Genomic DNA, 14,392 nt, shown 5'->3' on the forward strand with positions numbered 1-14,392 from the left:
CGAGGCGACCAAAAAAGAGGCGAGCGATGATGGCCGCGATGAACAAGAAATCTGGACTTCGACGGCTGTTGCGGGGCGTTGCGATGTCCGCGGGGTTTGCCGTCGTTTTCGCGGGGCAGGGCGTCCGGGCGGAGACGCTTGCCGACGCGCTGGTCGGCGCCTATAAAACCAGCGGGTTGCTGGACCAGAACCGCGCGCTTTTGCGGGCCGCGGACGAAGATGTGGCCTCTGCCGTTGCGGCGCTGCGTCCGATCCTGAACTATAGTGCAAGCGTGGGGCGCGATTTCGGCGACCGCCGGTCCGTGCAATCAACCGGCTTGCCCACCACCACGAACCTGGAATCCACCACCGGCACGCTTGGCTTGGCGGCATCCTTGCTGCTGTATGATGGCGGCGCAACAAAGCTCGGCACCGAGGCCGCCAAGGAAACGGTGCTGGCCACGCGCCAGCAACTGATCAGCATCGAACAATCCGTGCTGCTGCGCGCGGTGTCGGCCTATCTGAACGTGGTGTCGACCCGTGAGTTTGTCGCCTTGCGGCAGAACAACCTGCGTCTGCTGACGCAGGAACTGAGGGCCGCGCAGGACCGTTTCGAGGTCGGCGAAGTGACCCGGACGGACGTGGCGCAGGCCGAAGCGAGCCTTGCCGAAGCTCGCAGCGGGCTGGCGACGGCACAGGGCGATCTCCAGCAGGCCATTGAGGAATACCGCAACGTGGTCGGGCGGACACCGGGACAGTTGTCGCCGCCGCCGTCCCTGCCGCGCATTGACGCCAATGTCGAAAACGCGCGCGCCGTGGCGGTCCAGACCCACCCCGATCTGCGCGCCGCCCAGCATCAGGTGGCGGTGGCAGAGCTGAATATCCTGCGCGCCAAGGCGGCCCTGAACCCGACCCTGTCGGCGGTCGGGTCGTTGAACGTGACCGAGGATTTCGGCAGCAGCAATTTTACGCGCTCCGGTACTGTTGGGATTGAACTCACCGGGCCGATTTACCGCGGCGGCGCCTTGTCATCCGCCATCCGGTCGGCCATGGCGTCGCGCGATGCACAGCGCGGCAATCTCCTGGAAGTGCGCAGAACCGTTTCGCAGAATGTGGGCAACGCCTATGCCGCGCTGACCGCGCAACGCGCCAGCCTGCAGGCCAGCGAAGAGCGTATTCGGGCCGCGCGGATCGCCTTTGAAGGGGTGCGCGAGGAGGCAACCCTTGGTGCCCGGACAACCCTGGACGTTCTGGATGCGGAACAGGAGCTTCTGGACGCTGAAACCTCGCGTATCTCGGCGCAGTCGAATGTCTATGTGGCAGCCTACACGGTGCTGCAGGCGACAGGACGGCTGACCGCGAGGGATCTGTCGCTGGGGGTGCAGATCTACGATCCGAACGCGTATTATGATTTGGTCAAGGATGCGCCTGTACCCTCCTCGGCGCAGGGGCAAAAACTGGACCGGGTGCTGAGGTCACTGCAAAAACAATAAGGGTGCGGCCGCCCATTGTGCGACGCAGACCCGGGCGTTAGACTGAGATGCGGGCAAGAGTGGTAGTAATATGTCGAAACCGGTTTCAAATTCAGATGTGGAGGACGTGTTATCGTCTATCCGCCGCTTGGTGAGTGATAACAAGCGCGCGGGCGCAGACCCCGCCAGATCAGAGCCGACAGACCGGTTTATCCTGTCGCCGCAGCTACGGGTTGAATCCAGAGATGTCCTTCGGTTGCAGCCCGAAAATGCAGTAGATACAAGCGAAAACTGGGATGAATTCGAAGAGCCGCCGCATGTCGCTGACAGTGGGGACAGCGGCGCGCCGGAGGCATCTGAGCCGAGAGCGGCGCGGGAAGATAGCCGTGTGAACGGGACAGAACCGCAGGCATTCGCGCCGGATGCAGGCCCAGCCTCTGGTGAGGCAGGCGACATGCCCGCCGGGCTGCGGGATACACCCGCCGCGATCCCGGGCGAGGCCACGCCCGGCAAAGCATCCCGGGTGGAGGAACTGACCGCCAAGATCGCCGCGTTGGAAACCGCCATTGCGCGGACATCGGACCAGTGGGAACCGGATGGCGATAGCCGCGACGCATACTCTGGGACGCAGTCCAAGGGCATGACGTGGCAGGACAGTGTCGACCTGGATGCAACCGGCGTTCCCGTGGAACAGACGACCGACAGCCAGCCATCAGATAAAACGGAGGCACGCGCGGCGGTGGATGCACTGACGGATGAGCAGATACTGGATGAGATCGCGCTGCGTGATCTCGTGTCCGAAATCGTCCGCTCCGAATTGCAGGGGGCGTTGGGAGAACGCATCACCCGCAATGTCCGCAAGCTGGTGCGGCGGGAAATCCACCGGGCGCTGGCGGCGAAGGAACTGGAATAAGCTTCGGCATCAGGGTGTTGCGGGGCGATGCTCAGCGCGCGAACGCACCTGCCGGTTCATCGGCCAGTTGCAGCAGCAAATCCAGATCGAGATGCGTTTCGAGGTGATCCGCCAGCCTGTCCAGCGTCTCCTCGACCAGTTGATCATGTGCAATTCGGGCAGTTTTCCCAAACTGCGCCATCCAGGCAGCGCGGAAGGCGTCTGAACTGAAAATACCGTGCAGGTAGCATCCCTGCACCTGTCCGCTCACAGATGCTGCGCCTTGGGGGATGCCATCCAGCGACAGCCAGGGGCGGGCGCAATCGGGTCCCGTGGTGCGCCCCATGTGAATTTCGTACCCGTTCAGGGGGGCACCGCTGGCAAGATGGCTGCCCTTGCTGATCGTCAGCGTTTTGCGCGGCGTCAAAACGGTGTCAACGTCAAGGTGGCCCAGTCCCGTCGCCGTGCCGGGAGTGCCCTCAAGGCCATCAGGATCGGAAACGGACCGGCCCAACATCTGGTATCCGCCGCAAAGGCCCAACACATGCCCGCCGCGCCGAAGATGCGCCGCGATGTCGATGTCCCACCCGGCTGCCTTCAGAGCGGCAAGATCGGCCAGCGTCGCCTTGCTGCCGATCAGCATTACGACATCGGCGTCCGCGGGCAGGGGCTGGTCGGGCGGAACGATGCTGAGATCGACCGAGGGCTCCGCCGCCAGCGGATCAAGGTCGTCAAAGTTCGAAATGCGCGGCAGATGCGGCACAACGATCCTGAGGCCGGACCCGCCTGAGCGGGCACGCGCGGGCAGGTCCGCCACGTCCTCTGCGGGCAACCTGTGTGCCTGCGGGAACCAGGGGATAACGCCAAGACAGGGCCATCCGGTGCGGGTGCAGATATCGTCGCGGCCCTTGTCGAACAGGCGCACGTCGCCGCGGAACTTGTTGATGGAAAACCCTTTTATCATCCCGTTGTCTGCATCACTCAACACCGCTCGGGTGCCGACGATCTGGGCGATCACACCCCCTCTGTCTATGTCACCCATCAGCAGGACGGGAACGCCCGTTTGGCTGGCAAACCCCATGTTCGCGATGTCGCGCGCACGCAGATTTGTCTCTGCCGGGCTGCCCGCGCCTTCCACCAGGACCAGATCGCATTGGCGCGTGATGCGCTCGAAGCTTTCCAGAACGAAGGGCATCAGCGCGTCCTTGCGCGCCCCGAAATCGCCGGCTTCCTGAACCCCGCGCACCTGTCCCTGCACAACGATCTGCGCGCCCGTACTGGATTGCGGCTTGAGCAACACCGGGTTCATATCCGTGTGCGGCATCACGCCAGCGGCTCGTGCCTGCAGCGCCTGGGCGCGCCCGATCTCGCCACCGTCCACCGTCACAGCGGCGTTGTTCGACATATTCTGCGGCTTGAACGGCCGCACCGACAGGCCGCGCCGCGTATAAGCGCGTGCAAGCCCCGCCACGATGATGGATTTTCCGACATTGCTGCCGGTGCCTTGGATCATTATCGCGCGCGCCACGGCTCGTCCCTTCCTGTTTGCCGCAACCTGCCGCATGATCGGCCCGAGGAAAAGGAGCAATCATGAACACTCCGGCACATTTACTGATCGGCGCGGCCGCGCTGGGGCACAAAGGCGACGCTGCTCTGGTGTGGGCGGCGATGGTGGGAGCGCTGTTGCCGGATCTGTCGCTTTACCTGCTGGCTGGCGGGGCGCTGTACCTGTTCGATATCGCACCATCCATTGTGTTCAATGAGCTATATTTTTCAACCACGTGGCAGATTGTCTTCGCCATCGACAATTCAATTGTCCTGTGGGGGCTGTTGGTCGGTGTGGCGATCTGGCGGCGTGTCCCCTGGGCAATCGCGCTGACCGGCGCGGCCCTGTTGCATCTGTTGCTCGATTTTCCGCTGCACCATGATGATGGGCGCGCGCATTTCTGGCCCTTGACCGGGTGGGTTTTCGAAAGTCCGGTCAGCTACTGGGACCGGGACCACGGGGCAATGTGGATTGCGCCGCTGGAGGCTTTCGTGGCCGTGGGCGCGGCGATGTTGCTGTGGAAACGGCAGTTTGGCTGGCGTGTGCTCGTCCCGGTCGGCGTGCTGGTAATGGCCGAACTCTGGGTGGTGCGCCAGTGGCTCTTCATCTTCGTGGACAGCTGAAAACACAAAAGCACGCCCGGGGTGGGGCGCGCTTTTGTTTTTAAAATCAACGATTTGTCAGGCTGCTTCTGCCTGCTGGGCGGCGTTGCGGCGCTCGGATTCTTCACGCGACAGTGCCACGGAAGTCCGTACCCCTTTGCCCACGAAATCCATCAATCCCGATACAACCCGCTCGTTGGGGTCGATCCCGGCACAGCTCAGCACTTCGCGGCCGTCGCGCGAGCGCGCCCAGCGTGCGATTTGCTCAGGACCATTGCCATACTTCTTGTCGTCCGCGATGGCGTCGTCCAGTGCAGCCAGTACCACGGCTGCGAAAAGTTTGCGTGCACGGTTGCCTTGCTCGTTGTTAAAGGCCGTGCCGTCAACGAAATCCTTCATTCGTCGTCCTTTCAATTATTCTTGCTCTTGTGTTTTCGGCGTGACGTTCCTTATGAAGGACTTTAGTCGATTCGGATACCCCGTTTTTGCATAGCATGCTTGCAATTCGTGCATAGCTTTTTGCGCCTGCAGCACGAGATATCGTTGTCTTGTCACCACACATCCCGCCAGATATAGGGTGCGTCAACAATTCATCAACCTTTTGCCATGGTTCGGTCATATGCCTAAAATTAACGGAAACGAGATCCGCCCCGGGAATGTTCTGGAGCATAACGGCGGTTTATGGGCGGCTGTTAAAGTCGATCACGTGAAGCCCGGCAAGGGCGGTGCTTTCGCGCAGGTGGAAATGCGCAACCTGCGCAACGGTTCCAAGCTGAACGAACGGTTCCGCAGCGCCGACAAGGTCGAGCGGGTGCGTCTGGAGCAAAAGGACCAGCAGTTTCTCTATGAAGATGCCGGCATGCTGATCGTGATGGACACTGAAACCTACGAGCAGGTGCAACTGCCCGCGGAATTGCTGGGCGAGCGGCGGCCGTTCCTGCAGGACGGTATGACCATCGTCGTCGAATTCTACGAGGAGGAAGCGCTGAACGCGACCCTGCCGCAGAAGGTCACCTGCCGGATCGTGGAAACGGAGCCGGTGGTCAAAGGCCAGACGGCGGCCAATTCGTTCAAACCGGCCGTGCTGGACAATGGCGTCAAGGTGATGGTGCCGCCGTTTGTCGGTCAGGATGAAGATATCATCGTAAACACCGAAACCATGGAATACGCCGAACGCGCGTAACGGCCTTGCAGAGCCGCCGGCGCGCCGCGCGCGGGTGGCTTTACGGGTCCAGGCGGGTGACGGTGGCTTCCCCGGCCTGCAGATCCCCCTTGGCGCGGTCAAAGCGCAGGTAGGCGATGGCGGTGTCCTCGGTACGGCTCAGCAGGGTGCCCGCCGGTTTGCCATTCGCCGTGATGTCGCTGCCGGTTTCTGCGGGCCCGGAGACGGCGACTTTGGCCAGCCCTTTGCGCAGCTCGGTCTTGTGCTTCATCCGGGCGGTGACTTCCTGCCCGACATAGCATCCCTTGCGGAAATCGACACCGGAAAGACGTTCGAACCCAACCTCGAGAATGAAGGTGTCAGGTGTCAGTTCGATGCCGGTTTCCGGGATCAGATGGGCGACCCGCACCGCCGTCCAGTCCGTGGTGTCATCCGTCTGCGCGCTGTCGCGATAGGCGCGCCATCCAAGCGCGTCGTGACGCGGATCGGCAAACCCGTCTTCGGGCACCGGGCCAAGACCACGGTGCAGGTGCAGGTTGGTGGGCGCGATCGTCACATCCGCGCGCAGCTTATACATGGTCAACCGCTGCACCAGCATGTCGGCGAGGCTGTCGTCGACGTCCAGATATATGCCATCGGGGGCGGCAGACAGGAAGAAATCGGCAATATACTTGCCTTGCGGGGTCAGAATGGCGGCATAGACCAACCCGGTGTCAATGCCCGCGATGTCATTGGTGATCAACCCTTGCAGGAAGTCCCGGGCATCGGAGCCGGATAGCTGCAATATGCGACGTTTGGTCATGGGGGGTTCCTCTTTGGGTGTTGCATGACATATAAACGCTGCGCCGCAAAGAAGAAGGGGCATAACCTATGCGTGCACCTATTTCGGTGGTCGTGCCGACATTGAATGCCGAGCCACATCTTGGCGCATGCCTGACGGCACTGATGCCGGGGCTGGAGGCCGGGCTGATCCGCGAATTGATTGTCACGGATGGCGGATCGCAGGATGCGACGGTGGCTATTGCAAAAGCCTGGGGTGCCGAAGTGGTGCAGGGGCCAGCCTCGCGCGGCGGGCAATTGGCGCGGGGATGTGCGCAGGCGCAGGGTAGCTGGCTGCTGGTTCTGCATGCCGATACCGTGTTGCGCCCGGGATGGGTGGGGCCGGTCATCCGACATCTTGAAACGCGCCGCGCGGGATGGTTCCGACTGGCCTTTGAAAAAGGCGGTGTCGCGGGGCGTATCGTGGCCGGTTGGGCCAACCTGCGCAGCCGGTTGGGGTTGCCCTACGGTGACCAGGGGCTGCTGATCCCGCGTGCGCTTTACGCGGAAATCGGCGGCTATTCCGATCAGCCGTTGATGGAAGACGTGGCCATCGCCGGCGCGCTCAGGGGACACCTGCATCCGGTTGACGCGGTGGCGGAGACCAGCGCTGCAAGATATCGTCGTCAGGGCTGGTTTCGCCGGGGGACGCGGAACCTGTGGACTTTGATGCGATATTTCAGCGGCGTGTCACCGCATTCCCTTGCCGAAAGCTACCGCCGCTGACGGCTTCGGACAGGTGCCTGCCGGTGGGACAACAGTTATGCACGAAAAGGTGTAATTGACCCTCGCGATCCGTCAGCTAGTGTTGCCCGAGAACAAAAGGACAGCACTTATGCCCCAAAAACCGAATTTGTCCTCCGGCGTTGGCTATCTGGCCATTCCCGGCCCCTCCGTGATGCCCGAGGCCGTACTGAACGCGATGCATCGGCCCGCGCCCAACATCTATGCGGGCGAGTTGCCGGAGATGATGCCGGGGATTGTCGCGGATCTGAAACGGGTTGCCCGCACCGATGGTGAGGTGGCGCTCTACATCGCCAACGGGCACGGTGTCTGGGAGGCGGCATTGTCCAACGTGATTGGCCCCGGCGACAAGGTTCTCGTGCCGTCAACCGGGCATTTCGGGCAGGGCTGGGCTGGCATTGCGCGCGGTCTCGGGGCCGAGGCGCAGGTGATCGACTTTGGCAAGGCGGCAGGAATGGACATGGCGCAGATCGCCGATGCGCTGATGGCGGACACCGCCCATCAGATCAAGGCCGTGCTGGCCGTGCATGTGGATACGTCAAGTTCGGTGCGCAATGATATCGCGGCCCTGCGGGCGACGCTGGATGATGTGGGGCACCCGGCGCTGCTGATGGCCGATTGCATCGCGTCGCTGGGGTGCGATGTGTTCGAAATGGATGCCTGGGGTGTCGATGTGATGGTGACCGCCTGCCAGAAGGGGCTGATGGTGCCGCCGGGCATGGGCTTTGTGTTTTTTAACGACAAGGCGGCGGAGATGCGCGCGGCCATGCCGCGTGTCAGCGAGTACTGGGACTGGACCCGCCGCGCCAATCCGCAGGACTTCTACCAGTACTGGGATGGCACGGCGCCCACCCATCACGTCTACGGGCTGCGCACGGCGCTCGACATGATTCACGCAGAGGGTATCGAGGCGGTCTGGGCACGTCACGCGACGCTTGCCCGTGCGATCTGGGCGGCGTGCGACGCATGGGCCACCAAGGGCTCGCTGCGGGTGAACATCGCCGATCCCGGGCAGCGCAGCCACGCGGTGACCGCCCTGCGGCTGGAGGCCCCTCAGGCGACGGCGTTGCGCGACTGGACCGCCCAGCAGGTCGGTCTGACGCTTGGGATCGGGTTGGGCATGGCCGCCCCTGGTGATCCCGCATGGCACGGGTTTTTCAGGCTGGGCCACATGGGACATGTCAACGGGCATATGATCATGGGCCTTCTGGGCGGAATAGAGGCCGGTTTCAAAGCCCTTGGCATTGCCCATGGTGGTGGCGCATTATCCGCCGCGGCGGAGGTGATTGGCGGCGCCTAGTCGTTCGGCTGGCGCGGGGCGAAACGCGCTTCGGCGATGCGCCGCCGGAAGTCCAGCCAGTTCAGCCAGTGATTGATCGCAAGGCTCAGAAATACGGCGGCAATCAGCCCCCAGATCGCAAAGAGAAACAACAGGACCCAGGCGAGGTTGACCCCGAACATGACGATACAGGCATTGGTGTAATTGGGCGCACGGCCCAGCTTGTGGCGTTCCATCCCGCACCTCGCGGCCAGAGTGATGCCGCAACTATATCCAACCAGATACCGTCGTCAGCAATTTTCTGCGGCTCTGAGGGCTACCGGCAGAACCTCGGCCAGAATGTCCAGATTGGCGGGGGTGCCGCAGCTGATGCGGATACAGCGATTTTGCGGAGCCGCCATCGGCATCCGGATGAACACGCCCCGCGCCACCATCTCGTGCAGGACGGCCTTGGCGAACTCGGCATCACGGTTGCAGTCGACGGCGACAAAATTCGCGGCGGATGGCAGGGGCTTGAGCCCGGTGGAGCGCGCGATGTCCCATATCCGGTTGCGCGCGGCGGCAATGCGCGCCTGAACCGAGCGCAGCCATGTCTGGTCTTCCAGCGCCGCCAGGGCACCGGCCTGGGCCGCGCGGTTCATGCCAAAGTGATTGCGGACCTTGTTGAAGGCGGCGATCAGGTCAGGGTGCCCAAGCGCGTATCCCACCCGTGCGCCCGCCAGCCCGTAGACCTTCGAGAAGGTGCGCAGCCGGATCACCCGGGGGTCGTCCATCGGCAACGGCAGCGGCGTGCCCTGCGGCGCACATTCGATGTAGGCTTCATCCAGCACCAGCAAGGTTCCCTCAGGCAGCTTTTCCATTGCCGCGACAATGTCCTTGCCGGGATGCGCGGTGCCCATCGGATTGTCGGGATTTGCCAGGTAGACCAGCTTGGCGTCGACGTCCGCCGCCTTGGCGAAAAGCGCCTCGGGGTCTTCGAAATCCTTCTTGTAGGGCACCTTGTGCAGCACCCCGCCATATCCCGCCACGTGGTAATTGAATGTCGGATAGGCCCCGTCGGAGGTCACCACAGCATCACCGGGACCCACCATCAGCCGCACCAGATAGCCCAGCAACCCGTCTATCCCTTCGCCCACCATGATCATGTCCGGCGTGATGCCGTAATGGCCCGCGAGCGCCTCGCGCAATTCGAAGCTTTCCGGGTCACCGTACATCCATTGCGCCGTTTCCGCCATCGCGCGGGTCGCAACCGGCGACGGGCCGAAAACATTCTCGTTCGCCCCCAGCCGCGCATCGAAGAGACGCGACCGGGCGCGCTCCTGCGATTCTGGCCCCACAAAGGGAACGGTTGCGGGAAGCGATTGCGCGAGCGGTGTTAGTCGAAACTGGGTCATGGCGTCTCTTAAAACGCCGGGCAGGTGCTGAGCAAGACCCCGATTGCCCCAACGTTTCGCTGGTCAAAAACTTGCTGCTGCGGTCTGATGGCGGCACCAGCAGGAGATATCAATGCCCCGTGTTCTCGTCACCATTTCCGACCATATCGCGCATGTGCAGCTCAGCCGCCCGGACAAGCGCAACGCGGTGGATCAGGAGATGTTTACCGCGCTGATCGAGGCAGGTCAGCAGGTCGCGGCCTCGGAAGCGCGGGTCGTGGTCCTGTCGGGGCAGGGCGCGGTGTTCTGTGCAGGGATCGACATCGGCAGCCTTGGGGCCATGCTGGGCAAGGACATCGCCACGCAGATCATGGATCGCACCCACGGGGAGGGCACCACGAACCAGTGGCAGGAGGCGGCACTGGTGTGGCACCGTCTGGGCATTCCGGTTATTGCCGCTCTGCACGGGGTGGCCTTCGGGGCCGGGATGCAGATTGCGCTGGGGGCCGATATCCGGATCGCGGACCCGGACACCCAGCTTGCCGTGATGGAGATGAAATGGGGCATTATTCCCGACATGGGCGGGATGGTGCTGCTGCCGCGACTGGTGCGCTCTGACGTGATGCGCCAGTTGATCTACACGGCGGCGCCGGTCTCTGCGCAACAGGCAGAACGGTGGGGGCTGGTCACTGAGATTGCCCCTGATCCGATCACGCGCGCCTTTGCCCTGGCCGGGCAGATTGCGGGCCAGAGCCCCAGGGCGATCCGGGCTGCCAAGTCACTGATAGATATCGCGGAAAACGAGGACGCCACGGAGGTTCTGCTGGCTGAATCCCGCCTTCAGGGGACATTGCTGGGCAAGCCGGAGCAGATGGAGGTCATCGCTGCGCAATTCGCCAAACGAGCGCCTGTCTTTGAATGATCCGACGGGCGCTCACGTCATGAATTTGCGCCGCGCCTCCCGGGCGATTTCATAGCGCAGCTCAAGGTCAGCCAACCGCGCCATGGCTTCTTTGCGCGCCGCGTCGGTCCGGCAGTCTGCATAGGCCTTGCGCGCCGCGTCCAATTGCTTCTTCAGGCCAAACTCCTCCGGCACGACGCCCGCCTCGGCCATGATCCGCATGCCGGCGGACATCGATGCCTCCTGTGCGTTTTCAACCGGGCGGTCGGGCAGCGGTTTGCCCTCGCCCTTCAGCCCGCTGAGGCCCCCGGCGGCCCGCGCCTTGGCGATCTGGCGTTCGATAAGAGAGCGAAAGCTGCGCATGGCGGCATGTTACCCCAATTCGGCCAGACGCGCGAGCGCCTCTCTCAGCTTGCTGTCCTCTTCCTCGCGCAGGGCAAGATTTGCGCGGGTTTCTTCGACCACTTCGGCGGGGGCGGAGGCGGCGAACTTGGGGTTGTTCAACCGTCCGCGCAGCCCGCCCAGTTCCTTTGCCAGCTTGTCGAGTGTCTTTTGCAGCCGGGCTTTTTCTTCTGCCACGTCAATGACATCCGCCAAAGGCAGGCCGAAGTTGCCGCCGGTCACCGCCAGCGTTGCCGACCCCTTGGGAAAGGCCTCCGCTTCGCGCATCTGCTCTACCCGTGCCAGCCGTTTGATCATCGCTTCATTGGCCTCGAAGGCCGCCCGTGCCTGATCTTCAAGATCGGTGACGACAAGCGGCACGTAGGCCCCGGCGGGCACGTGCATCTGCGCGCGCACTGAGCGGATCGCCTCGATCAGGCTGACCACCCAGTTCAGTTCCCGGTCAGCGGCCTCGTCGATCAGATCTGCCGCCGTGTAGGTCGGCCAGTCAGCGTGCACCAGCATCTTGTCGCGGGTTCCGGTGGCCCCCCACAGCTCTTCGGTGATAAAGGGCATGACCGGGTGCAGCAGGATCATGCACTGGTCCAGCACCCATGCCATGGTCTCGCGGGTCTCGGGGGCCAGAGGGGCGTTGGCCGCATCCTGCAACAGCGGTTTGCTGAGCTCCACATACCAGTCGCAGACCTTGCCCCAGACAAAGCTGTAGGCGGCATTCGCGGCGTCGTTGAAGCGGTAATTATCGAGGGCCGCGTCGATCTCTTCGCGCACTTTGGCGGTCTCGCCGATGATCCACTTGTTGACCGCGGCGGTGGGGGTCACAGGGCATGCACCATCTGTGCACGGGCTGTGCACCGCCGATGCACGCGCCTCGAAGACGCCGTTCATCTCGGCAAAGCGGCAGGCGTTCCAGAGCTTGGTGCCGAAATTGCGGTAGCCGGCGATGCGCTGGGTGGAGAGTTTCAGATCGCGGCCCATCGCGGCCATCGCCGTCAGGGTAAAGCGCACGGCATCGGCACCGTATTCGTCGATCATGTCGAGCGGGTCGAGCACGTTGCCCAAGCTCTTGGACATCTTCTTGCCGGTCTCGTCGCGGACAAGGGCGTGCACATAGACCGTGTCGAAGGGTTTCTGGCCGACGACGGCGTATTGCATCATCATCATCCGGGCGACCCAGAAGAAGATGATGTCGAAGCCGGTGATCAGCACGGAGGTGGGGAAGTATTTCTGCAGCGCCTCGTTCTGCGCATCCTGTTCCGCGTACCCGGTCCAGCCCAGCGTGCCGATGGGCCAAAGGCCAGAGGAGAACCATGTGTCGAGGACGTCCGGGTCGCGAACGATTTCAACAGTAAGCGTATCGTTATCTTCAAGTTTGCCATCCTGACCTTCAACCCGAGCGTCAACTCTGTTGATTTCAAAGTGAATCTTGCATTGCTCATGCATAGACTTGGTCGGATCATGATTAACCGGAATGATTTTCGCATGCGGGCCATAAAAGCGCTGTGCCTGCTCAATCAGGGCAGCGTCTGAGGCTGCGCAAAAAGTCTTGCCAGCACCAAACAAGGTTTCATGTGATCTGCCGCTATCCCGCATCACTGTAACGATATTTTCGACGCCCGCGGGGGTGATGTCCGGCCCGTACCAGACCGGTATCTGATGCCCCCACCAGAGCTGGCGCGAGATGCACCAGGGTTCGATGTTTTCCAACCAGTTGAAGTAGACCTTCTTGTCCTGCTCGGGGAAAATCTCCACCTCGCCCGAGCGGACCGCGTTGATGGCGGGCTGGACGATCTGGGCGGTGTCCACGAACCACTGGTCGGTCAGCATTGGTTCGATGACCACCTTGGACCGGTCACCGAAAGGCTGCATGATCTTCTTCGCCTCGACGAAAGGCATCATCAGCGGCACGTCGCTTTCGTCGAAAGTGTCGCTTGGGTCGGGGGAGGTGACGGGCACCATCACTGCAAGCCCTTCGACGGTGATCTGTTTCACAACCGCCTTGCGGGCCTCAAAGCGGTCGAGGCCGCGCAGATCGTCTGGCACCAGATTGACCGTATCGGCCTCGGCCTCCGATAGCTCCCGCTCCCCCTTGGCCACGGCCATGGCAATGCCCGCCGCTTCGGCATAGGGCGCACCATCGTCGCGCATCGCGCCCTTGGTGTCCATCAGCCGGTAGAGCGGGATGTTGCCGCGCTTGGCGACGGCGTAGTCGTTGAAGTCGTGCGCGCCGGTGATCTTCACCGCACCCGAGCCGAAATCGGGGTCCGGATAGGCGTCGGTGATGATCGGGATCAGGCGGCGATGCTCTTTTGGGCCTACCGGGATTTCACAAAGTTTTCCGACAATTGGCGCGTAACGTTCATCTGATGGATGAACTGCGACCGCCCCGTCGCCCAGCATGGTTTCAGGGCGCGTGGTGGCGATGGAGATATAATCGCGGGTCTCGCGCAGCGTCTCGTTGCCGTCCGCGTCCTTTTCGACGTATTGGTAGGTTGCAGGTTTCCCGGTGTCAGGATCGGCCGCGAGCGGGTACTTGAAGTGCCACATGTGACCGTTGACTTCGAGGTTCTCCACCTCCAGATCGGAAATCGCGGTCTCGAAATGCGGGTCCCAGTTGACCAGCCGCTTGCCGCGGTAGATGAGGCCCTTGTTGTACATGTCGACAAAGACCTTGATCACGGCGTCGTGGAAATTCGGGCCTTTACCGGCCTCCGGATCACCGGGCGCGCCGCCCATGGTGAAGGCTTCGCGCGACCAGTCGCAGGAGGCGCCCAGGCTTTTCAGCTGGCCGATGATCGTGCCGCGCGACTTGACCTTCTGCTGCCAGACCCGTTCGAGGAATTGCTCGCGGCCCATCTCGCGGCGCGAGGGTTCCTGGTTGGCGGCCATCTCGCGTTCGGTGACCATCTGCGTGGCAATGCCCGCGTGGTCGGTGCCGGGCTGCCAGAGCGTATCGAAGCCGCGCATCCGGTGCCAGCGGACAAGGATGTCCTGCAGCGTGTTGTTGAAGGCGTGGCCCATGTGCAGCGAGCCGGTGACATTGGGCGGCGGGATCATGATCGAAAACGTCTCGTCCCGCGTGGCGTTGGCCCCGGCCTTGAAGGCTCCTGATTTTTCCCAGGCGGCATAGAGGCGGGCTTCGGCCTCTTTCGCGTCAAATGTCTTGTTCAGCGCCATGGTCGCATCCTTTGTCACTTTGCCCGCGCGGTCTACCCGAGGATGTG

Annotated in this window: 14 protein-coding genes; 7 read left to right on the forward strand and 7 right to left on the reverse strand. The window is 62.8% G+C overall.

What is annotated here, in order from left to right; genetic code table 11:
• Positions 1-29 precede the first annotated feature (29 nt).
• Positions 30-1,472, forward strand: a complete 1,443-nt coding sequence (locus KX928_RS07830) for a TolC family outer membrane protein (protein ID WP_219502055.1) — start codon at positions 30-32, stop codon at positions 1,470-1,472.
• A 130-nt stretch (positions 1,473-1,602) separates the two neighbouring features.
• A complete protein-coding gene (locus KX928_RS07835; RefSeq protein ID WP_219500769.1) occupies positions 1,603-2,364 on the forward strand; it encodes a hypothetical protein in 762 nt (253 codons plus the stop codon).
• A gap of 31 nt (positions 2,365-2,395) precedes the next feature.
• Here KX928_RS07835 and KX928_RS07840 read toward each other — a convergent pair whose 3' ends face one another.
• Positions 2,396-3,871 (reverse strand): cobyric acid synthase, encoded by a 1,476-nt coding sequence (locus KX928_RS07840; protein WP_308342263.1) that lies wholly within the window; start codon positions 3,869-3,871, stop codon positions 2,396-2,398.
• Positions 3,872-3,933: 62 nt separating this feature from the next.
• Between KX928_RS07840 and KX928_RS07845 the strand changes: the two genes are divergently transcribed.
• Positions 3,934-4,512: a cobalamin biosynthesis protein CobQ gene (locus tag KX928_RS07845; protein WP_219500770.1), complete on the forward strand. Its 579-nt coding sequence runs from the start codon at positions 3,934-3,936 to the stop codon at positions 4,510-4,512.
• Between the two features lie 57 nt (positions 4,513-4,569).
• Here KX928_RS07845 and KX928_RS07850 read toward each other — a convergent pair whose 3' ends face one another.
• Positions 4,570-4,890 (reverse strand): DUF6280 family protein, encoded by a 321-nt coding sequence (locus KX928_RS07850; RefSeq protein ID WP_114885126.1) that lies wholly within the window; start codon positions 4,888-4,890, stop codon positions 4,570-4,572.
• A 220-nt stretch (positions 4,891-5,110) separates the two neighbouring features.
• Between KX928_RS07850 and efp the strand changes: the two genes are divergently transcribed.
• Positions 5,111-5,674 carry an elongation factor P gene (efp, locus tag KX928_RS07855; protein WP_219500771.1) on the forward strand — a complete coding sequence of 188 codons (564 nt, stop codon included), beginning with the start codon at positions 5,111-5,113 and terminating at the stop codon, positions 5,672-5,674.
• 40 nt (positions 5,675-5,714) lie between these two features.
• On the opposite strand, the gene ygfZ is transcribed toward efp, so the two are convergent.
• Positions 5,715-6,455 carry a CAF17-like 4Fe-4S cluster assembly/insertion protein YgfZ gene (gene ygfZ / locus KX928_RS07860; protein ID WP_219500772.1) on the reverse strand — a complete coding sequence of 247 codons (741 nt, stop codon included), beginning with the start codon at positions 6,453-6,455 and terminating at the stop codon, positions 5,715-5,717.
• Between the two features lie 68 nt (positions 6,456-6,523).
• Between ygfZ and KX928_RS07865 the strand changes: the two genes are divergently transcribed.
• The gene (locus KX928_RS07865; RefSeq protein ID WP_219500774.1) at positions 6,524-7,198 is read left to right on the forward strand and encodes a TIGR04283 family arsenosugar biosynthesis glycosyltransferase; all 675 of its coding nucleotides are present in this window, start codon (positions 6,524-6,526) and stop codon (positions 7,196-7,198) included.
• Positions 7,199-7,307: 109 nt separating this feature from the next.
• Positions 7,308-8,516, forward strand: coding sequence for a pyridoxal-phosphate-dependent aminotransferase family protein (locus KX928_RS07870; protein WP_219500776.1), 1,209 nt, complete (start codon positions 7,308-7,310; stop codon positions 8,514-8,516).
• Here the strand turns inward: KX928_RS07870 and KX928_RS07875 are convergent.
• Together KX928_RS07875 and KX928_RS07880 are read right to left on the reverse strand one after the other, a co-directional pair.
• Entirely contained in the window at positions 8,513-8,731 is a 219-nt protein-coding gene (locus KX928_RS07875; RefSeq protein WP_219500778.1) for a hypothetical protein, read from the reverse strand. The genes KX928_RS07870 and KX928_RS07875 overlap by 4 nt on opposite strands.
• 54 nt (positions 8,732-8,785) lie before the next feature.
• Entirely contained in the window at positions 8,786-9,889 is a 1,104-nt protein-coding gene (locus KX928_RS07880; RefSeq protein WP_219500780.1) for a pyridoxal phosphate-dependent aminotransferase, read from the reverse strand.
• A gap of 112 nt (positions 9,890-10,001) precedes the next feature.
• On the opposite strand from KX928_RS07880, the gene KX928_RS07885 reads away from it, so the two are divergent.
• The gene (locus KX928_RS07885) at positions 10,002-10,790 is read left to right on the forward strand and encodes a crotonase/enoyl-CoA hydratase family protein (RefSeq protein WP_219500782.1); all 789 of its coding nucleotides are present in this window, start codon (positions 10,002-10,004) and stop codon (positions 10,788-10,790) included.
• 12 nt (positions 10,791-10,802) lie between these two features.
• On the opposite strand, the gene KX928_RS07890 is transcribed toward KX928_RS07885, so the two are convergent.
• Positions 10,803-11,132, reverse strand: coding sequence for a DnaJ family domain-containing protein (locus KX928_RS07890; protein WP_219500784.1), 330 nt, complete (start codon positions 11,130-11,132; stop codon positions 10,803-10,805).
• 9 nt (positions 11,133-11,141) lie between these two features.
• Positions 11,142-14,345, reverse strand: coding sequence for a valine--tRNA ligase (locus tag KX928_RS07895; RefSeq protein WP_219500786.1), 3,204 nt, complete (start codon positions 14,343-14,345; stop codon positions 11,142-11,144).
• Between the last annotated feature and the right edge of the window lie 47 nt (positions 14,346-14,392).

The organism is Roseobacter insulae, from assembly GCF_019375555.1.
Lineage (GTDB): Bacteria > Pseudomonadota > Alphaproteobacteria > Rhodobacterales > Rhodobacteraceae > Roseobacter > Roseobacter insulae.

What these genes read in the sequence shown, in the direction of transcription:
- KX928_RS07830 (WP_219502055.1), top strand. Translation starts at nt 30, where the DNA reads ATGGCCGCGATGAACAAGAAATCTGGACTTCGACGGCTGTTGCGGGGC.
- KX928_RS07845 (WP_219500770.1), top strand. Translation starts at nt 3,934, where the DNA reads ATGAACACTCCGGCACATTTACTGATCGGCGCGGCCGCGCTGGGGCAC.
- KX928_RS07850 (WP_114885126.1), bottom strand. Translation starts at nt 4,890, where the DNA reads ATGAAGGATTTCGTTGACGGCACGGCCTTTAACAACGAGCAAGGCAAC.
- efp (WP_219500771.1), top strand. Translation starts at nt 5,111, where the DNA reads ATGCCTAAAATTAACGGAAACGAGATCCGCCCCGGGAATGTTCTGGAG.
- ygfZ (WP_219500772.1), bottom strand. Translation starts at nt 6,455, where the DNA reads ATGACCAAACGTCGCATATTGCAGCTATCCGGCTCCGATGCCCGGGAC.
- KX928_RS07865 (WP_219500774.1), top strand. Translation starts at nt 6,524, where the DNA reads ATGCGTGCACCTATTTCGGTGGTCGTGCCGACATTGAATGCCGAGCCA.
- KX928_RS07870 (WP_219500776.1), top strand. Translation starts at nt 7,308, where the DNA reads ATGCCCCAAAAACCGAATTTGTCCTCCGGCGTTGGCTATCTGGCCATT.
- KX928_RS07875 (WP_219500778.1), bottom strand. Translation starts at nt 8,731, where the DNA reads ATGGAACGCCACAAGCTGGGCCGTGCGCCCAATTACACCAATGCCTGT.
- KX928_RS07880 (WP_219500780.1), bottom strand. Translation starts at nt 9,889, where the DNA reads ATGACCCAGTTTCGACTAACACCGCTCGCGCAATCGCTTCCCGCAACC.
- KX928_RS07885 (WP_219500782.1), top strand. Translation starts at nt 10,002, where the DNA reads ATGCCCCGTGTTCTCGTCACCATTTCCGACCATATCGCGCATGTGCAG.
- KX928_RS07890 (WP_219500784.1), bottom strand. Translation starts at nt 11,132, where the DNA reads ATGCGCAGCTTTCGCTCTCTTATCGAACGCCAGATCGCCAAGGCGCGG.
- KX928_RS07895 (WP_219500786.1), bottom strand. Translation starts at nt 14,345, where the DNA reads ATGGCGCTGAACAAGACATTTGACGCGAAAGAGGCCGAAGCCCGCCTC.